Genomic DNA, 20,231 nt, shown 5'->3' with positions numbered 1-20,231 from the left:
GACAGGCTTGTTTTAAAGATCCGCGATGCCCAACGAACCTGCAAGATGAAGCCTGTCCATTTTTGTCCAGGTTCACGTCCTTGGGCATGGGGCATGGGGGAGGCAGTGCGGTCTTGGGGATCACCTGCGTGGAGCACCTGCCGTCATGGGGCATGGGGCATGGGGCATGGAAAAAATCTCCCATTGCCCATTAAACAATTGCCCATTGCGATAGGGCCCATTGCCCATTGCGATAGGGCCCAATGCCCAATTCCCCATTCCCTCCTGACAAAGTTGACAAAATAGCCGTTAATATAGTAAACAGACTGGTTGCAAATGTCCCATACGTGAATTATCCTGCGCTGTCTTCAGAACTTGACCCGCATACGATATTTCCCTTTGAGTTGGATCAATTTCAGAAGGATGCGATCGCCTCGCTGAACGCTGGAAGCTCCGTTGTTGTCTGTGCGCCCACTGGCAGCGGCAAAACTTTAATCGGGGAATACGCTATTTATCGCGCTTTGTCGCGGGGTAAACGTGTATTTTACACGACGCCTCTAAAGGCGCTGTCAAATCAAAAGTTACGTGATTTTCGTTTGAAATTCGGTTCCGATCTCGTCGGACTATTAACTGGCGATATCTCTGTTAACAGAGATGCGCCGATTGTAGTCATGACTACAGAAATTTTCCGAAATATGCTCTATGGCACACCCATTGGGCAAGTCGGCACCTCATTAGTAGACGTTGAGGTGGTGGTGCTGGATGAGTGCCACTATATGAACGACCGTCAACGGGGCACAGTTTGGGAAGAATCGATTATCTATTGCCCCCGTGAAGTTCAACTCGTAGCCCTTTCCGCCACAGTTGCTAACAGTGACCAACTCACCGACTGGCTAAATCAAGTTCACGGTCCGACTGACCTGATTTACTCTGATTTTCGCCCAGTCCCCTTAGAATTTAACTTTGGCAATCCCAAGGGGTTGTTTCCCTTGTTAAACGAAAGCAAAAATAAAATCAACCCCCGCTTAGTTAAAAGGGTAAAAAGGGGATCGTCCGATAGAGGTAGAGGTGGTAGACCAGAAGCTCCCAGCATAGAATACACCCTGAGCCAGCTACAGCAAAGGGATATGCTACCCGCAATTTACTTTATCTTCAGCCGTCGGGGATGTGATAAAGCAGTGGCTGAGGTGGGTGATTTGTGGCTGGTGGATAATGACGAGTCCCAAGTGTTGCGACGGCAAATTGACGATTTTTTAGCTCGCAATCCCGATGCCGGACGTTCTGGACAAATTGCCCCTTTATACAGGGGAATTGCCGCACACCATGCGGGAATTTTACCAGCGTGGAAAGTCTTGGTAGAAGAACTTTTTCAGCAAGGACTGATTAAGGTAGTCTTTGCTACCGAGACATTGGCAGCAGGAATTAACATGCCAGCCCGGACAACTGTGATTTCCACCCTTTCCAAGCGTACCGACACCGGACACCGTTTGTTAAACGCTTCCGAATTTCTGCAAATGGCGGGAAGAGCCGGACGCCGGGGGATGGACAAGCAAGGTTACGTGGTGACGTTGCAAACTCCGTTTGAAGGAGCCAAAGAAGCGGCATATCTAGCAACATCTAAACCTGACCCTTTGGTGAGCCAATTTACACCAAGTTACGGGATGGTACTGAACTTATTGCAAACTCACACCTTGGAAGAAGCCAAGGAATTGATAGAGCGCAGTTTTGGGCAGTATATGGCGACGTTGCATTTAAGACCAGATTATGATGAGATTGGCGAACTGCAAGCAGAATTGGCACAACTTCAGGCGCAAATAGCCGCAGTAGATGAAAAGGAAATTGCTGTTTATGAGAAATTGCGCCAACGGCTAAAAGTAGAAAGGCAAATTTTGAAAACTCTGCAAGAACAGGCTCAGTCAGATAGGCAAGAAGAATTGGGCATGATGTTGAGCTTTGCAGTGTCGGGGACGCTTTTAGGTTTGAAGGGGAAGAATATTCCCGTATCTACACCTGTAACAGCGGTGTTGGTGGGAAAAACCCCAGGCTCCGGTCAATCGCCTTACTTGGTATGCTTGGGGCAAGATAACCGCTGGTATGTAGCGACGACTGGGGATGTCGTGGATTTGTATGCGGAACTACCGCGAATTCAAGTTGAAGCTGATTTGTTACCACCGCCGGAAATGCCTTTAAAACCAGGACAGTCACGCCGGGGGAATGAACAAACAGCAGCGATCGCTTCTATAATTCCCGATCCGAGCGAGTTTGTGCAACTACCACCAGAAGTAGCCGAACAACTTAGCCGCACAGCCGCGATTCAAGAGCAAATAGAAGCTCATCCTATACATCAAGCCGGCAATCTCCCAGCACTTTTTAAACGCAAAGCCCGCTGTGTCGAACTCGAAGCCGAAATTCAACTGATGCAGGAACAAGTTGAGCAACAATCCCAACGTCATTGGGAAGAATTTGTCAACTTAATCGAAATTTTGCAACATTTTAACGCATTGGTTAACTTAGTCCCAACTCAATTAGGGCAAATCGCTGCCGCTATGCGCGGAGAAAATGAATTGTGGTTGGGTTTGGCGCTTGCCAGTGGGGAGTTGGATAATTTAGATCCGCACCATTTAGCAGCAGCAGCTGCGGCTTTGGTGACAGAAACTCCACGTCCAGATAGTAAAGTACACTTCAACTTAAGTGATGAAGTAGTAGAAACATTAGGAAAATTGCGGGGAATTCGCCGCCAGATGTTTCAATTACAACGCCGGTATAGCGTGGCGTTGCCTATTTGGTTGGAATTTGAGTTAATTGCCATAATCGAACAATGGGCACTGGGTATGCCGTGGACAGAACTGTGCGAACATACCACTTTAGATGAAGGTGATGTAGTCAGGTTGCTGCGCCGGACTTTAGATTTATTATCGCAGATACCCCACGTCCCCCATCTGCCGGAATCGTTGCGCCGCAATGCTCATCGGGCAATGCAGCTTATTGACAGGTTCCCGGTTAATGAGGAGGTTGAGTAATGGGGAGTGGGGAGTGGGGAATGGGGCATCGGGCATGGGGCATAATCCCTTTGTGAAATACGCGATCGCTTCTTTTTATTACCAATGCCCATTAAACAATTGCCCATTAAACAATTGCGATAGGGCCCATTGCGATAGGGCCCATTGCGATAGGGCCCATTAAACAATTGCCCATTGCCCCATGCCCTATTCCCTAATACACTAAAGGTTGCCCACCTTTGAGATTACGTAAAGTATTTACACAATATGGGCAGTCGCAACCAAATAAAACGATCGCCTCATGGCTTTCTTCTTCCGAAAAGTCCAACATGGCAACATTTTTATCAGATTGCTGTACTGAACTCACTTTCGGTGGGGGTGTTGTCTGTGAAACCCGCGTACAAACAAAGTTTTTATACCCTGCATGTGGATGGCGTACACAAGCTTGACCGTCTTTCATACGCAGAACTGGCTGTGACGCATGTGCCGGGTTTACTACCCCAATGATAGACATCATAGATGCAAAAATAGTCGGGCTGGAAAGTAAAGTCAGTATTAATTTTCTGTTCATAAGTTTTCAAGGAACGTCTTACTGAACGATTAGGTTATCCGATTAACTGTTACAGGTCAAGAGAGTTTTTTCAGGAAAATAATTAGTTCTACTTTTGATTTTTAGATTTAAAATTTGTAGTAGGCGTTTTAACGCCTGTTTTAAGCACTGAAGTGCTTACTACGAATCAATTCAATTTCCGCGAGTAGTTCTGGTTCGATGGGTGTAGTTGAGAGAATATCGTGTTTAAAGTCGCCCCATTTTTTGCCCGATCGCGTTTTATATAAAGCGATAATTTCCGGGATGCGTGAAGATACCAATACTCGCACGGGTTGAAGTTGATTTAGAAGCCTTGCATGGCGATATTGAGGAGATTGTTGCAAGGCATTATCTAATTGTTGAGCGAGTTCTTGGGGATTTACATTCGTTTGGTCGAGTAACAAAACGTAATGTTGTGGTTGCTTGACGGGTACTAAACTTTTAAAGGATGTTTTTTGTAAGGGTAAGGAATCGAGAACTTGACGCACAAATTGAGAATTTAGTTTCTCGCCTACTAAATCGCTGATTTCTTGTGTGCGTCCGAGAAATTGCAAACAAGGTGTATTTAAATAGAAATGGGTAACGCTCAGGCGATCGCCTATTCGATAACGATACAATCCTGATTTCTGAGAAATAATTATCTCATAAATGCCGTCTTTTTCCAATTCATGCAAACGGTAAATTTTCCCCGCTTCATCTTCAAACTCAAAAAACACCTCATTCAGCATTGGTACGCATCCTTGCGCTGAAATTAAGGGGATAGTTAGCGGTGCTTCGGTGGCAAGGAGTCCTTTACCCTGTACTAAAACGTTGGGAAACAATAAACGCAAAAATTCCGCACCATCCGCAGCGTTAGCGCTATCCCAACAAGAGATAAGTTTAAGTTCTCGCCAAAGTTGCGTCCAGGGAATCTCTGTATTGAGAAGCAGTTGGTGACGTTGAGGTGAAAGGCGATCGCCTATTTCTAACAAAAGTCGTGTACGATTACTTTGAATATAATCGAGGATAACTTTGAGAAAACTCGGACTCCAAATAGAGATAATTTCCAACTTTTCTTCGAGTAAAAGTGTGTGAGAAAGTTTATTTTTAAATTCTTCCGCATCACCAACGCGATTTAATCCGCGAGGTGAAATCAAAAAAGGACTGAGAAACCATCTTAACCATTTATCTAAATATTCTGAATCATTGTTCAATCCGATTTCATCTTGTTTTCCTCCCAACTGTGGCGAAATGCAAAAGTATATTTTACCTGTTGAAAAATTTGCCCCATGCACAATTAAATCATGCGCCCAAACGCAGAACATTTGATTAAAAGAACTCAGCAAAGATTTGGTGTAAGGAATTAACTTTGCAGCACCGCGACTTCCGGAAGTTTTTTCATAAAAAAGGATTGATTCAGATGTTAGTAAAGGCTTTTTAGTTTCCTTTTGTTGCAAAATTAACTTTTCAATATCGTGGTATGCAACTATGGGGATGTGATGCCAATCGGTAATAGATTTGATATTTAAAGATTTACCATATTCACTTTGAATAAGACGTTTGATAATCGCTTTTTGTACTGTTTGCTGCGATGCTTGGGGATTTTTCAGTGCATGATGGAACCGACTAGCAGCAGGTGTGAGAAGCTTTGCGAATAGTTTAATAATAAAGCGCATTTAACGTAGTGAGGGCTTCAGCCCTCATAATTTAAATTTTCAGGGCTGAAGCCCTTACTACAAAATTAAGTTTCTAAATTTTCACTATTGACTAAATTTTTTGTTTGGATAAACATGAGTGAAAACAGGAACATAAGTTCCATCTAAAATTGTAACTCCTGGTGCGATGTGATTCCAAGCTCCTAAAAAGACATTGTTACCGATTTTCACTTTTTTAACATATAGCAGTAAGTCTTGTTTTTTCGGTTTGATGATGTGAGAATAAATGCCGATGCCATTACCGAATACGACATTATCGCCGATTTCGATTAAAGCGCGATCGCTTATTTCTAACTGCGGTGTCCAATAAACATTTTTACCCACTTTTGCGCCCCACAACCGCAACCACAATGAGAATGCACCAGGGATAAGCCGCAACAGTGTTTCTAACGCGGGAAAGGCAATATATATTACTTGGATTTGATGACTTCCCCACCAAGGCGAATAATTTTTACCAGCTAAATAACTGATTCCTTCTTTTAAAGGATAAAAATATTCGTGTATTCTATATATCAATAAGGGAAAGATGTATAAAGAAATCAAAAGCGCCATAATACTTAATATCCCTGGATAAAAGCAAATCCAAAGGATTGATGCTGCTGTCATCAGCATCACTAAAGTAGGAAACAAAGAGAGAATAGTACTGAGAAATGTCATGTCATTTATAAGACAACAATAATATCGTTGACCTTGATTCAGTTTTATTTAGATTAAATTTTTATACTAAATCTGTTTTCGATGCAATTTTTCACAATCTTGATTTTGTTGAAGAACCGAGATTTTGAGCGTTTTGAATCAAACAGGACTTACGCAAGAATAATGAAATAAACGAACCGCAGAGGCACAGAGTTCACAGAGGAATGAGGAAAAGAGAGAATTTTTGCGTAAGTCCTATCAAAAATGGGCAATAACAACTACTTGAAAGCGAGACATAAATACTATACATCTGGATTTAAGAAGATGCGAAGTGAAGAAACTATATAAGTGAAATCTAGTTTTAGAGGGATGTTTTAGCTATTGACACAAAACGCGAGCAATCTAGAACGCAAAAATCTGGAATGCCGTATGAGTGAAAAGATTATTAGCTCAAAAAGGAAGTCAATGTTCTCAGATCAGCACTTACAGCATAAACTTGATGCATTACAACAACAGTATGACTTAGAGGCTGAGAAGCTGAAAGATTTGCGACGCAGTTATGCGATTGAAGCAAGTACGATCGCTCGCTTTCAGTTGGAAAAGCAAATTGAACAAACTGAAGCAGAAATGGATGAACTAGCTCAACAGATTGATCGGCTTGAGAGAGCATCACCTGTTGAACGGTTATATCGAGCGCTGCTGAAATTGAACTATCGAGAGCAGACAAAAAAATTTCGTCGGATTATTCCTGATAATTCAGTCGCAGCTTTTTTGATTCATGGCTTACCCGATTATGGACAAGGTTGGCTGTTGAATCGCTTGGTGCAACAGCACGTTCCTAATAGCATTACAGCAAAAGTCGTGCAATTTAACCTCAATCGGCTTGCGCGTAAAAGCGATGTGCCTTCTTTATGGCGCGAACTTAGTCGAGGAGTTGGTTTAGGTGGGCAAGGTTTACCCCCGGATATTGCCGATCGCGTTTACCAATGGTGGCAAACTCAGAATGTGCTGCTAATTTTCCGCGATGTGGATTTTTTATCAGAAATTTACTTGCGCGAGTTGCTTGAAAATTTCTGGTTCCCATTAACCATTAAAACTACAAGTGCTAACGCCAAAGTTAGTCAATTCCAGCTAATAATGTTCTTGATTGACGAGAAGGGTTGTGTAAGCAAATGGAATGTTCCGTTTGCACCAGAAGAACCTAATTCAAACTGGCAACCAGATAGCCCTGTTAAGCTGCCTGAAATTAGCGGATTTTCTCAAGAAGAACTGGCGAAATGGTTAGACTATGAATCGGATGATTTGCCTATCTTACTAACAGAGCAATTAGAGCAAACAGTACAAACAATTTTAGAAAATAGTGATAATGGCGTTCCTGAATTAGCAATGGAACAAATATGTTACTTATCAGGTTGTTGCGATTGGTATGAAGAAGAGAAAACATGGTTGAAGTACTAAATAGACAAACGTTGAAATATGAAGGCAATGTTCACCCTCAACCGGGAGAACGAGGAGAGAATAAACAACTTTTATCTCCTTATTTACCTAGTCCTGAACTGATAGAAGCAGTGAATTTGGCGATTTATTTGGGGCGACCATTGCTGTTAAAAGGTGAACCCGGATGCGGTAAAACTCTGCTGGCAAAAGCAGTTGCTTATGAATTTAGTCGAAAATTTGGTTTGCCTAAATTGGAGGCTTGGTACGTAAAATCTACTAGTAGAGCCAGGGATGGTTTGTATACATACGATGCAGTCGGAAGGTTGCGGGATGCTCAATTAGCGGCAAGCGATCGCCTGACACCAGAACAACGCCGACGCCTTGACGATCCAACTTCTTATATCCGTTGGGGTCCGTTGGGACGCGCATTTCAACACGATAAACCCTGCGTTGTGCTAATTGACGAAATTGATAAAGCTGATATTGACTTTCCCAACGATTTGTTACTGGAACTTGACGAAAAATGCTTTATTGTCGAAGAAACAGATCAAAAGATTGAGGCAAAAGCAGCCCCAATAATTTTTATCACCAGCAATGATGAAAAGGATTTGCCAGATGCCTTTTTGCGTCGCTGCTTATTTCATTATCTAGAATTTCCTGACGATAAACGACTCGAACAAATTATCCGCAACATTTTTCCAGATATCTCCCCAGAACTTTCTCAAAAAGCTATACAGCGTTTTCAGGAACTGCGAAAAGCGATCGCTGACAGCAGAGGTGAAGCTGGTAAAAATGTTAGCACCAGCGAATTGATCGATTGGATAAAAGTGCTAAAAGAGCATCCTGAGGATAAAATTTTGCAGCAACTCGACGGAAAGCTGCCGTTTTTGGGTGTGTTACTCAAAAACTGGGCAGATCATCAGCGCTATTTAGCATATCTGAAGAAGCGGGGGTGATGGGGAGTGGGGGAAGCGTGGTGTGGGGGAAGCGTGGTGTGTTGAAGTTTCAGGTTCGGAACACGAAGTTTCAGGTTCCGAACTCGAAGTTTCAGGTTCCGAACACGAAGTTTCAGGTTCGGAACTCGAAGTTTCAGGTTCAGAACTCGAAGTTTCAGGTTCAGAACTCGAAGTTTCAGGTTCGGAACTCGAAGTTTCAGGTTCAGAACTCGAAGTTTCAGGTTCAGAACACGAAGTTTCAGGTTCCGAACTCGAAGTTTCAGGTTCCGAACTCGAAGTTTCTCGCTTGAAGCTTGACTGTTGACTGTTTACTCCCTTCCCGCTACAAAATTACCTATCTTCTTTTTCTTCTTCCTTCGTGTCCTTCGTGTCTTCGCGGTTCGTTAGTTGGTAGGGTGTGTTATGCCATAGGCTAACGCACCATCAAGAATTCAAGGTGCGTTGTCGCGCAGCGCAACGCACCCTACATTTAAATTTCTTGGAACTTGATGGTACAACCGAACGGTTTATCCGTGGGATCAATCCAAAATCCAAAATCCAAAATCCAAAATCGGATGACTGTTTAGCACTAATTACTATGAGCAAAGACTTTAACTTGCAACTACCACTACTGAAACTTTTTGACCGACTGCGAAAAGCAGGTTTACCATTAGGCATTGATGAGTATAAACTGGCGCTAAACGCTCTTCAGTCTGGTTTTGGTATCAAAGACCAGGAGGCTTTAGCTAGATTATGCCGTACTTTGTGGGTTAAGTCAGACGAAGAAAGGCTGCTGTTTAACTATCACTTTGAGCAAGTGATGGCTGAAGAAGCGGAATTGTCTACTTTATTAGATGATGCTCCCATTCTGCCAAAATTAGAGCCGGAAAAAAAGAAACGAGGCTTTAACTTACCAAGGCTTTCTCTCACTCGTAAGCTAGTTTGGGGGAGTACTTTGTTGCTAGTTGCGGGAGTATCCATTTGGTTAGTCAGACCCCAACCGAGAAAATGTCCTTATTTCCTGGATACACCGAGTAAACAAGCCATACAGGGCGAAGATTACAAGAAAGAGGTTTCATTTTGTAAAGCAAAGGAAAACGATAAACTGAAGATTACTGCTGTAAAGATACCACCTTGGCTAAAGTTAGAAGAAGGTGAAAATGGAAAATACAGGTTAGTTGGCAAAGCTGAAAAATACACTAATAAAAGCGTTAGTGTGTTGGATCTTTCTGGTAAACAAATAGGGGAATTTGAATATTGGTGGCAGACTAACGATAAAGATGATAGTGAGTTCCAACTAATCTTTACCCCTGATGGATCGTATTTCGCCACCACAGAAGACAAAAATATTGTTCGCTTGTGGAATTCATCGCATCAGCAAATAGGAAAAGACTTACAGCATCAAGGTAAAATCAATGATATAAGTTTTAGCCCTGACGGTAAGCGTTTAGCCACTGCATCGGGTGATGGCTTGGTTCGGATATGGGATGTTTCCGGTAAACAGGTAGGGCAATTAAAGCATCAGAAACCGATTTATAAAATTATCTTTAGTCCCGATAGTCAACGCATAGTCACCGCTTCCGGGGATTATTCAACTGACAATGAGAGGATTTTTCTCTGGGATATCTCAGGTAAAAAGATTGCCGATCTCGGTGAAAATAGTCCCAATCTTGCTGCTTTTAGTGCTAATGGACAGTGGTTGATGACGATATTGTGGAAAGATTCCTCAGAAAACTCGCTCGGAGAATTCTCTGTCCGTTTGTGGGATATGTCTGGTAAGAAGTTGGGAGAATCTAACTTTTCGCAAAAGCAATTCAAAGATTATTTCCCCAGTCGTTACGTAGAATTAAGTCCGAATGGACAGCAGATCGCTCTTACAACACAAGATAAGGTGATTGTGCTGGATATTTTGTCGGGCAAAAAGCTGGCAGAACTAAAACAACCAAATGTTGATTTTATCAACTTTAGTTTAGATGGACAGCGTATTGTCACAGCTTCAGAGAGCGATCGCATTTCACGTTTGTGGCAACCTTTCCAAGATCCATCTGGGAAGCAATGGCGAGGATTGAGACATCGAGGAAAAGTTAGAAGTGTCGCTTTGAGCTCAGATCAACGCTGGATTGCCACATATGCGGATGATGGCTACCTTCGTCTGTGGGATCTGTCGGTTAACGAGTTACGAAAAATACCTTTTACCGGAAGAAACAATAGTCTTAGCTTTAGTCGCGATAGCAAGCGCTTGATTATCACTTCAGAGCCTTACTATCAGAAAGTAAAGCTAGAACTCAGTGATGCAAGTGGCATAAAAGACACTCGCTCATTAGATATTGACGTTTTTGAAAAACCTTCTTTCAATCCCAATGAGAAATGGGGGCAATTCCTTACTATTGTTGCATTAATCGCTTTGTGTTTGTGCTTGATGCAATACGCGATTATGAGGTACTTACAAGAACGTAATGCCAAATCGCGCCAAAAGCAAGCAAATGATGAGTCTAAAGCTGATTCTACACCTGCTGCATCGACTTTTGAAAAGAAGCGATCGCCTGAAGATGTGGTGCAAGTTGTGCAAGCAGTGCGGCAAGCAGTTGGCATTGAGTTAGCTGAATACTTCCCCGTAACTCGTCGGCAAATGAAGCAAAGTTGGCGTTATTTGCGACGGTTTGTTAGGGAAGGTCCAGCCACGGAACTTGACATAGAAGCGACTGTGAGCGAGTTTGCCCGTCAGGGTGTATTCCTCAAACCTAGTTTAATGCCCAGACGAGTCAATCAAGCTGAGTTGCTGCTGTTAATTGATCGAGATGGTTCGATGGTACCATTCCACACGTTATCTTGCCGCTTGGGAGAAACAGCAGTCCAGGGTGGACGTTTAGCTAAAGCAGATGTTTATTATTTTCACAACTGTGCTGATAAATATATTTACCACGACCCTAGCCTTTGCGAAGCTGAATTATTAAACGATATCCTTGCGAGTTACTCACTCTTCGCAGGTGTGATGATTTTTAGTGATGCAGGTGCAGCTCGTGGTGGTTTGAATGCAGAACGCATCAAGTTAACTGAGCAATTTTTGCAGCAACTTAAGCAGAAAGTGCGCTATGTTGCATGGTTAAATCCGATGCCTCAATCTCGTTGGGCTGGCACATCGGCTGGTAAAATCGCTCTTTTAGTACCGATGTTTGAGTTTAGCCGTCAGGGATTGCAGGGAGCGATCGCCCATTTAAGAGGTCAGTTTACACCCTACCGCCAATGAAACCTACAGTTGCCATCCGCCGAATAGATTCGTTTGAAAAACGCTTTGGCAAGCCTCATCTCTACTTGGCTTATCATGCAGCTTTTCCACTGGCTCTGACTCCGCAACTATTATATAGTTTGTGGGCTAATTTTCAACAAGATATTCACGGTGAATTGCTCAACATTCCTTGGGAATCGGTAGCAGATTTGTTACTTTCTAGTTTGTGCCAAGAAGTAGGACACGAACTTTACGAAATCGATAGCGCAGTGCGAAATGAACTGTTGCGTCGTTTAAAAGCTGACAAAAAGTTTTGTGACGACGACTTTCACCAAGACCGAATTTTGCAACTATCTGACTTTTTAGTGGAATATGTCGATCGCCAACTCCACAGCAATGATATTGATGTGCGGGACTTTGCCGAAGCTCAACAGTGGACAGCTTTAGCTTACGCCAAACCGGGAAAGGCAGTCGAGCAAATTGCACAAGCCTTTAATAAACTTCAATTAGATGTTTTAGAAGTCGATTCGACGCAAAACACAGAAATCCTGCGCTTATCTTCTTTAATAGAAAGCTTTGCAGAAACCTTAGAAGAAGCAAAATTAGAACCTTTATTGCTTTACGCTCGTGGAATGGCAAGCTTTTCTCGTGGTGATTTGCAAGAAGCTATTGAGCAACTTAGTAAAATTTCTGAGTCAGGGACAATCGAAATTGCTGGACAGGAATTTCCCATTCCCGAAAGCCTCAAAGAAAATCTGGGAAAGCCTAGTTTACCACCAAAGCAGGATTTCAGCGGTCAAAATTTGCGGGGAAAGTCTTTCAAAAATCGAGATTTAACTCAAGCAAACTTCAGCTATGCAGATTTACGCGGAGCAAACTTTGTAAATGCCAAGTTAGTCGGGGCAAATTTTAGCTATGCAAAAACTGGGTTACAACCTCGTGGGGCATTTGGTTTGATGTTTTGCTGCTTTTTGTTGTTGTTTTTATCTAGCGCTACTGTATCGCTGCTTGGTGCTGGGTGGGGAGAATCGTTAAATTCACTAATACGAGAAAATTACAGGAATTATAATAATACTTTCATTTCTACAAGCGTCGTGAGTTTATTAATATTTGCGGTAAGTAGCATTGCTAATATTCGCAAAGGTTGGCGATTATGCTTACAGACAAGTTTAATGATAACGCTGTTGTTAGCTCCGGCAGCATTGTTAATCGGTTTGCTTTTCAACTTTCCGATTAAAACCCTGCGATTGCCCGATGAAAGTGACAATGCGATCGCTTGGGCAATTGTTTTGATAATTATAGTAATTGTGTTTACCTTTAACTGCTTTTGGACTGTTCGCAAGGGTGTAAATACAGCTTGGGTTGCTGTAGCGCTGGCTTTGATGGGAATTGCTTTGCCGACGTTGATGCTTGCAAGCGTCAGTTCATCATCCAAGAATTCGCTACAGTCGATGCCAATTGAGGTATCTTTATTAGTTGTCGCGATCGCACTCGGTTTAGGTTTTGCCTTTACCCGTTTCTATGAAAATAGCAGGAAAAATCAGTTAGAAACTAATATAAGGTTGCATTTTTGGGGTAAATTTAGATGGATAAGATTTCATTTAGTTTTAACAGCGATAATTTTCGCGATCGCTTTGGTAGCAGGTAAAAGCCATATCACTATTTTTCTAGCTTTCATTGCAATTGCTCTTTATTTAGCTTTAGCTTTAGCATTTGAAGCCGCTCTTCCAGAAATAACTTTGGTAAAGATGTCTGTCACGCTTGTCGTTTTTGTGGGAATTATTGTCGCTATAGCTTTAGGTTTTAGCTGGATTGGGCTTTCTAGTTCAACCAACCAGCTAACTTCGTTACTAATATCTACTCTGCTCATAGCTTTGATTATGGCGATATTTTTGATGTTGGCAGGGGTAGCTAACCTGCGTAGTGCGATCGCTACAATTATCTCTATACCAGTTTTATTTGCTTTGTTGTTTACTTTAGGGTTTATTAACAACTTTTCGACAGATTCCTTGCCTTATTTCATATATATCGCTGCATTCTTAATTACGGCTTTAGCTGTAACTTGGGCTACAGCAGTAATTATAGCTGTTAGTATCGCCCTAACTTGGGCAGAATCAGGCAATCAAATAATCGCCTTATTTTGGTCTGTTAGCGTTGTCATTACATCAATGCTACTGATAGTGGGTTTTCTAGCCACTTCTGGTGCTTCAAATCTGCCAATTGCCTCCTCAATTGTTACCTCTTTAGCAACTATCCAACTTAGCGCTTATATTGGTTTGCAGGCTATATCCGGCAATGTTAAATTTACCTCAGTTCGCAATTGTGCTCTTGCCTTTGCCTCCGCAGGTGGTACTAATTTTGCTAAATCTGACTTGACGAATGTGGAATTTACCCAAGCCACGCTGAAAGCTGCCAACTTTAGACAAGCCAAAATTAACGGTACGCGCTGGTTTGGGGCAAAACGACTTAACCGTGCTTGCGGTGACAGTTATTTACAGTATCCTTTAGTACAACAATTGTTGGTTACTAATAATGGACAAAATCAGAAGTTTGATAATTTAGATTTGCGGGGAATTAATTTACGAGGAGCAAACCTTGTTGATGCTAGTTTTATAAATACAGATTTGAGTGAAGCAGACTTGCAAGGTGCTAACCTCTCACGCGCAAAATTGTTGCATACTAAATTGAGAAAAACAAATTTAGCGATCGCTCAACTCACAGGTGCTTATATTTATAAATGTGAACTGACACCAGAAACAAAATTAGTCGGAGTAGAGTGTGATTATATCTACACGCAAATACCCACTAAGAACAACCCCGATCCCGGTCGCAAACCAGAGTTAAACGGTAGAATATTTAAACCAGGTGAATTAGCTAAGGTTTTGATAAGTTTGTATTCTACAACGACAAATCGCCCTGAGAATAATTAAAGGGTAAAAATAGCTTTTGGGTTAAGCTTAACTTCGTCTCCACACCTAAAGAATCTGGTGCTTTATCGCATTCAAAATAAGTCCCGTGTATTTTATCCCAAAGCTTGAAATTTGCTCCATAATTACCAACAGTACCGCTGCTGGCGTGATGCCAAGCATGATTCTGGGGTAGAATGAGCCAAGGTGACAAACAGCGGTAAAATAAAGATGTTGGTTTGGGTGTAAAAACACTATGTCTCCACAAATCTAAAGCCGAACTCAAGCTGACACCTGCAACATACCAACTTGAATCTTGCAGCAGGTAGATAAATAAAGCGTGAACCCACAAGTAAATAATTAGAAAGCTTGTCCACAAAGTATTGCGAGAAGTTCCTAAAACATCCATTTGTGTAACTGTGTGATGCACTTGATGGACATACCACAGCCAACGGGTATGAAATAAGCGATGATTCCAGTAATATAGATAATCTACAAACACGAAGCTGAAGCAAAATGCAACGATGGGGTGCAGATTTAGAGAAGATTGAAAATTGGGAAGCAAATGCTGATAAAGTTGATATATAACAGTTATTTGCAGTATGGGAATCAAAATTCCCTGAAAAAATAGATTAATTCCATCTACAAACCAGTCTTCACGCTTTTTTAAGCGAAATAAAGTAAGTTTGTTGTCATTAGCCACAGTCAGCGTCAGCAAAATCACGAAGGCAAAAAAAACTAACATTTCAAAAAACAGTGTCTCTTTACACCATTTGCAAGTGGAATTTTATTTATAATATTTCTCAGGTTCTACCTGGGAATTACGAAGTGGCTTTATTTTGCCACTTCTTTTTATGAATAGGACTTACGGACGAATAATCGAATAACGAACCGCAGAGGACACAGAGGTAACAGAGGAATAAGAGTTTGAGAGAGTTTTTGCGTAAGTCTTAATGAATGTAGTTCACACCCAAAACTTGATTTCTACAGATTTTTCTGGTAAGTTTCTAGGGTCTTCTCCTTCAGCGATTTTGTTGCGGATAGATTCGACAAAGATGTGGATTGTATCAGCGGGAGTGTTGGCAAAATTGCTGCCGTATTTTTCAATTACTTGCCACTGGATGTTTAAAGCTGCGACATCTTGACGGATAATATATTGAGCAGTCCATTTGACAAAAGGTCGTGCTAACTTGTTCCAAATGCCGTAGTTGAAAGTTACGTCAGTGTAAACTAAAGTTGAATCCGCAGCTTCGGGAATCGACTGACTGGTGATGAAAAGTTTTCTGTGCGTTCCCATATCATACTCAACGCTGGTGATATTCGGCATGTGAAAGCTGTCGATATGACGAATTTCGTAACCTTGAGAGTTGAGGAAGTGTGTAAACCAACCGAGATTTGTTGTTTCGTTACGGTAGGATGCGAATACTGAACCGTTGCGTCTTTGGACTGTCATTTCTAGCTGTGAAGCGCAAGGTGTGCGGAAGACTCCCGGATGAACTGATGCAGTGTGGGGAATGTCGATGAAGTTTTCCGCACAGTTGGTGACATTGTTGCGAAAGCGGTTGATGACACGTACTGTTTCCCATCCTGGTTGTTTATAGCAAGGCATTTTGAAAGGCGCAAATTCTTGACTTGGCTTTTGCGTCAATCGCACATAAACATATCCATCTTGCTCTTGTGTGTCATAACATAACACGCGACGAGCATCGGTAACTTGAAAATTTTCACCTTCAGCAGGTACAGCTACAACTTTGCCGGTTTTGTCGTAAACCCAACCGTGGTAAGGACACTGAATATTGCCTTTACAGATTTTACCATGAGACAGACGGCTGTTTCTGTGCATACAGCGATCGCGCAATACAACAGCTTTCCCATCATCACCACGAAACACCACCAGCCATTCATCTAAAACTGTGCGTTGCAGTATCGTCTTCAATTTTAGTTGCTTACTCTCACAAACAACATACCAAAAATCCTCAAATCTCACTTTTACCCCGCATAAATTTTTATATCTATATCGTTTGTTAAATCTATCTGACAAGCAAGTCTTGCTTGTTCATTTCCCGGTGCAAATATCTCTAAAATTTCCTTTTCTTCCTCACTGGGTGGTGGAATATCCCCTTCTACAACTACCAGACAAGTTCCACAAATTCCCGTCCGACAGCCAAATAACACCGGAGAATTTTGTACCGTCAGATATTCAGAAAGTTTTTGATGTTTTTCTAGACTAATTGGTTGATAATTGCTTTGGGTAAAGCGAATAATATGTTTATTCATTAGGACTTACGCAAAAATTCTCTCTCTTCCTCATTCCTCTGTGAACTCTCTCTTGGAAAGCTTTGATCGGAGGAAACCTCCGCTCAAACTTTCCGCTGCGTACTCTGCGGTTCGTTAAATAAATCTTCTTTGGCTAATAAAAATTTATTTTTCGACCATACAGACGCTTCAAGTTGATTTACATACTGCATATATTTAACTAACGGCATATCTATATTAATAATTGCCTGAGGATTGTAGCGAATATTGTCATAAATCATGCCATCTTCACCACGCAAGAAATAGTAAGCTAATTTAGTTAGCAAAAGCAACATTCGCGTAATAACCCAACCGAAAATACCTTTTCTTTCTTTTGCAACATAAATAGGTTGAATGCGCGTTCTACCCGTTTCTAGAGGGGTGTAAGCGTAAATCATATGTAATGGTGGCACAATACGAACTTTTTTCATAATAGTTAAAAGTCCGATACAGCCATCTGCATATCTCATCGTATATTCATAATGTTCGCCGAGAATTTTTTGCCCTATTCGCTCTCTTGTTGTCGTTTGGGGAAATTCACCGCTCAGTGTAAAATCAACAATTGTACCGGATTCATTTTGTTGTAAGGATAAATCCATTTTAATATTTAATTTATGTACGGTTTGCAGATGTTGAGCATCAATGCCATTCATCATGCAAATGTGGTGATGACAGCTTCTCTCGAAAGCTTTGTCATGTATTGTCACGAGAGGTTTATCTTTAAGTTCATCAAATTCAACTACTTTATTTGGTGCTTCTTTATCTGGATAAACCCAAATAAAATCATATTTTTCGTCAGTTGCATAAGATTGCAGTTTCGCTTTATCGGGAATTGTTGATTGACAAGGAATGTCTTGACAGTTTCCCTCACCATCAAATGCCCAATGATGAAAAAAACAGCGAATGAAATTACCATCAACTCGTCCAATTCCTAAATCAGTTCCTAAATGTGGGCAATAAGCATCTAATGCGCGAATATTTCCATCTTCTCCGCGAAAAATAACGATTTGTTGTCCACAAAGATTTAAAGATTTTGCTTGACCTTTTGGTATTTCTTTGCTTGGACAAGCAATATACCAGCCTTTAGCGATAATATCCCAATTGTTGAAGATTTTCATCTTCACAATCGGTTGTGTGTTTTGATTTTGAAATTGATTCATTTTCTCTGTGAGTGTAAAAACGAGGAAAATGACTTTTGTTGCATTTCTAAATATTTAGGAATAGAATTTGATGCCATGAGGGACATTTGTTTATTACTTTGCCAAACGTAGTTGAGTTTATCGAGGTAAACTTTATAAGATTCCATTGCTTCGGTGTGGGTTTGATAGCTGCGATGTAGTCCTTCTGATTCTTGGGTGAAGCTAAGACGCATCATTTCTTTTGCTTCAATATCGCTCATGCTAAAAGATTGCGATCGCAAGACTTGATAAATCGCTGCATACAATGCCGGATCGTACCAAAAAATCCCGTTTATAACCGCACTAAAATGATAATGGTCTTTTTGACAACCACGCAAACCCAAGTTAGCGACTAACTTCTCAAATGCTGTCGGCGGTTTCAAACACGAAATCACATCATGGGATATAATTGTCGAACTGTTAAAATGAAAGCTTTCATCCATGAAGTGATAGTAAGATATCTTTGCAGGGATGGGAGCGTTTTCTTGGTCGGGATGTTTCTGATAATAATTGCTTAACTTATGCTGTACTAACTTACCGTTGAGTGTTCGCACACCCCGCACGGTGAAGTATTGGCAAGCCAAGAAGGTATTATCTGATGATAAAAGTCCAAAGGTTTGTAATTGCAGCTTTTTCCAGAATCTTTTGAAGGTGTTGGTATCGGCGAAAATCATCGTTTCCGCAAATGGTCCGCGCATCGTATAGGAGAAAATTCGCTTGCCAAATAATGCGGCTTCTACTTGGTGGGAAACTGTTTGAAAAGCGTTTATATGAGCGCGTTCTTGGGCTGATTCTAAGTCAAGCATATCACAAACTAGACGAAAATCTTCTTGAGCATAAAGTCCGGCTGCGCTAGTTTGATTAAAGAAGATTGTGGCAATTTCGGCGGAGATAATTTGGGAATAATAAGCTACCCAATAAAGTTGATTTAAGATAACTTTTTGACGAGGGCTTGCTTGTGACCATACAGGTGTACCGTAAAGTAAAGAGAATTCTTCTGGGTTCCAATAGACATCTTTGCAATCTTCATATTTAAATGCGGCAGCAGCTTCGTCAAGCAGTTGCGTGTGGTCTTGTTGTTTGTTGCGTGTGTGGTTAATTTGTAGTTTGCGGTAGACTTGGGGATTTTCTAAAAGGGTGTTTTGTTTGGGTTCGTTGAGTGTTGTGTTCATGTTAATCTAATTAATAATTATTAATTCATAATTCATAATTAAAGAATGTAGTAAGCGCTAAAGCGCTTAAGGATTAAAGCGCTGAAGCGCTTACTACGAGTTTTATATGAGCTTTTATACACATTTGTGGGGTGGGAAAGGGTGAAATGATTTTCGCTCTTGCAGTTGTTGAAGTATGATTTCTGCATGGGAGTGACTCATGAGCGATCGCAACAATTTCAAACGACTACCACTATGAGTTTCTGTATCCAATTCGGCAAAAATCTTTACTTTCTGTTGCCGGGATAAATCACCTTTGACTTTCTCAATTGCAGCTACAACGCTTTGAGGTCCCACTTGCACCATCTGCAAAAATGATGCAAGTGTCTCGATTATCGTCTGTTGGCTTGATGGTGTCACGCAGATTCGGTCAAATAGCGTTACTCCTGTAGCGTGGTGACGGCTTTCGTCTTGCAAAAACGAATGTAACATCAAAGCCAAATCTCGATCTACACAGTCTTTAGCGAGACTGCGATAATGGCTTAAACCCCAACCCTCAAGCACTACTTGTAGCACGAACAGCAGCACGGTTTTATCTTGACTTTCTATCAAATCTCCTAAAAAGCGTAGGAAAAAGTTATTTCCCACAGGTTCGGGAGTTGGTAAGAAACGGCTAATTTGCGCGAAGTGGTTAGCTTCATCACCACAAAAAAGAGCATAAAGCATTCTTTCTTCTGTCGTTTCTGCCAACAGCACCATTTTTGCCATGTAACCCATACCCGCTTTCTCAATAAAGTAGGATTCTTCTAGCAGTCCGTAGCTACAAAGTTGTAAAATCTCAACTTGCTCGTTTAAAGTAGCATCGGTAAAGATTTCTACATTATGCAGGTTGAAGTGTGTGGCATCCCAAGGAGGAGGGGGGGAGGGGGAGACAAGGGGACAAGGGGACAAGGGGACAAGGGGACAAGGAAAATTTGCTTCCTCATCTCCCCTATCTTCAAGGAGTCTCCCCCTCTCCTTGTCTCCTTGTCTCCCCATCTCCTTGTCTCCCCCCTCTCCCCCATCTCCCCCTCTCTTCAAAAGGGTTGAGGACAATAAGCGATGCAGTTTGTCTTGCTGTTGTAGGTGGGGTAGGTCGAATCCAGCGGTTTTGCGTTCAATATTCATAGGATTTGTTGTAAAATTTATACTAACCCACACCCTGGA

At 41.6% G+C, this 20,231-nt stretch carries 15 protein-coding genes; 6 read left to right on the top strand and 9 right to left on the bottom strand.

Features of this window, described 5'->3' with window-relative positions:
• Nucleotides 1-326: 326 nt before the first annotated feature.
• Entirely contained in the window at nucleotides 327-2,999 is a 2,673-nt protein-coding gene (locus PI95_RS20645) for a DEAD/DEAH box helicase (protein WP_039752524.1), read from the top strand.
• Nucleotides 3,000-3,192: 193 nt separating this feature from the next.
• On the opposite strand, the gene PI95_RS20640 is transcribed toward PI95_RS20645, so the two are convergent.
• From PI95_RS20640 to PI95_RS20630, 3 genes are all read right to left on the bottom strand, one after another.
• Nucleotides 3,193-3,549 carry a hypothetical protein gene (locus PI95_RS20640; RefSeq protein WP_163519049.1) on the bottom strand — a complete coding sequence of 119 codons (357 nt, stop codon included), beginning with the start codon at nucleotides 3,547-3,549 and terminating at the stop codon, nucleotides 3,193-3,195.
• Nucleotides 3,550-3,689: 140 nt separating this feature from the next.
• The gene (locus PI95_RS20635) at nucleotides 3,690-5,222 is read right to left on the bottom strand and encodes a GH3 family acyl-acid amido synthetase (RefSeq protein ID WP_039752528.1); all 1,533 of its coding nucleotides are present in this window, start codon (nucleotides 5,220-5,222) and stop codon (nucleotides 3,690-3,692) included.
• Nucleotides 5,223-5,306: 84 nt separating this feature from the next.
• On the bottom strand, nucleotides 5,307-5,918 hold the full coding sequence (locus tag PI95_RS20630; RefSeq protein WP_039752529.1) for an acyltransferase: 612 nt from the start codon (nucleotides 5,916-5,918) through the stop codon (nucleotides 5,307-5,309).
• 444 nt (nucleotides 5,919-6,362) lie between these two features.
• Between PI95_RS20630 and PI95_RS20625 the strand changes: the two genes are divergently transcribed.
• The 5 genes from PI95_RS20625 to PI95_RS20605 all read left to right on the top strand — a co-directional run bounded on the left by PI95_RS20625 (nucleotide 6,363) and on the right by PI95_RS20605 (nucleotide 14,425).
• Nucleotides 6,363-7,355 (top strand): hypothetical protein, encoded by a 993-nt coding sequence (locus PI95_RS20625; RefSeq protein ID WP_039752531.1) that lies wholly within the window; start codon nucleotides 6,363-6,365, stop codon nucleotides 7,353-7,355.
• On the top strand, nucleotides 7,340-8,290 hold the full coding sequence (locus tag PI95_RS20620) for an AAA family ATPase (protein ID WP_039752532.1): 951 nt from the start codon (nucleotides 7,340-7,342) through the stop codon (nucleotides 8,288-8,290). The genes PI95_RS20625 and PI95_RS20620 overlap by 16 nt, the downstream gene beginning before the upstream one ends.
• A gap of 22 nt (nucleotides 8,291-8,312) precedes the next feature.
• A complete protein-coding gene (locus tag PI95_RS20615; protein WP_163519048.1) occupies nucleotides 8,313-8,594 on the top strand; it encodes a hypothetical protein in 282 nt (93 codons plus the stop codon).
• A 132-nt stretch (nucleotides 8,595-8,726) separates the two neighbouring features.
• Entirely contained in the window at nucleotides 8,727-11,516 is a 2,790-nt protein-coding gene (locus tag PI95_RS20610) for an eIF2A-related protein (protein WP_163519047.1), read from the top strand.
• The gene (locus PI95_RS20605) at nucleotides 11,513-14,425 is read left to right on the top strand and encodes a pentapeptide repeat-containing protein (RefSeq protein WP_052325731.1); all 2,913 of its coding nucleotides are present in this window, start codon (nucleotides 11,513-11,515) and stop codon (nucleotides 14,423-14,425) included. Before PI95_RS20610 ends, PI95_RS20605 begins: the two co-directional genes overlap by 4 nt.
• Here the strand turns inward: PI95_RS20605 and PI95_RS20600 are convergent.
• The 6 genes from PI95_RS20600 to PI95_RS20575 all read right to left on the bottom strand — a co-directional run bounded on the left by PI95_RS20600 (nucleotide 14,394) and on the right by PI95_RS20575 (nucleotide 20,192).
• Nucleotides 14,394-15,146, bottom strand: coding sequence for a sterol desaturase family protein (locus tag PI95_RS20600; protein ID WP_039752535.1), 753 nt, complete (start codon nucleotides 15,144-15,146; stop codon nucleotides 14,394-14,396). The genes PI95_RS20605 and PI95_RS20600 overlap by 32 nt on opposite strands.
• A 219-nt stretch (nucleotides 15,147-15,365) precedes the next feature.
• Nucleotides 15,366-16,388, bottom strand: a complete 1,023-nt coding sequence (locus tag PI95_RS20595) for a Rieske 2Fe-2S domain-containing protein (RefSeq protein WP_039752536.1) — start codon at nucleotides 16,386-16,388, stop codon at nucleotides 15,366-15,368.
• Between the two features lie 2 nt (nucleotides 16,389-16,390).
• Entirely contained in the window at nucleotides 16,391-16,678 is a 288-nt protein-coding gene (locus tag PI95_RS20590) for a 2Fe-2S iron-sulfur cluster binding domain-containing protein (protein ID WP_039752537.1), read from the bottom strand.
• A gap of 83 nt (nucleotides 16,679-16,761) precedes the next feature.
• Nucleotides 16,762-17,856 carry a Rieske 2Fe-2S domain-containing protein gene (locus tag PI95_RS20585; RefSeq protein ID WP_052325732.1) on the bottom strand — a complete coding sequence of 365 codons (1,095 nt, stop codon included), beginning with the start codon at nucleotides 17,854-17,856 and terminating at the stop codon, nucleotides 16,762-16,764.
• Nucleotides 17,853-19,046: a hypothetical protein gene (locus PI95_RS20580; RefSeq protein ID WP_039752539.1), complete on the bottom strand. Its 1,194-nt coding sequence runs from the start codon at nucleotides 19,044-19,046 to the stop codon at nucleotides 17,853-17,855. Before PI95_RS20580 ends, PI95_RS20585 begins: the two co-directional genes overlap by 4 nt.
• A gap of 114 nt (nucleotides 19,047-19,160) precedes the next feature.
• The gene (locus PI95_RS20575) at nucleotides 19,161-20,192 is read right to left on the bottom strand and encodes a ferritin-like domain-containing protein (RefSeq protein WP_039752540.1); all 1,032 of its coding nucleotides are present in this window, start codon (nucleotides 20,190-20,192) and stop codon (nucleotides 19,161-19,163) included.
• Nucleotides 20,193-20,231: the final 39 nt, after the last annotated feature.

The organism is Hassallia byssoidea VB512170 (genome assembly GCF_000817785.2).
Classification (GTDB): domain Bacteria; phylum Cyanobacteriota; class Cyanobacteriia; order Cyanobacteriales; family Nostocaceae; genus Hassallia; species Hassallia carrinoi.
The sequence above is the reverse complement of the archived record's forward strand: the minus strand, read 5'-3'. Positions and strand labels throughout refer to the sequence as shown.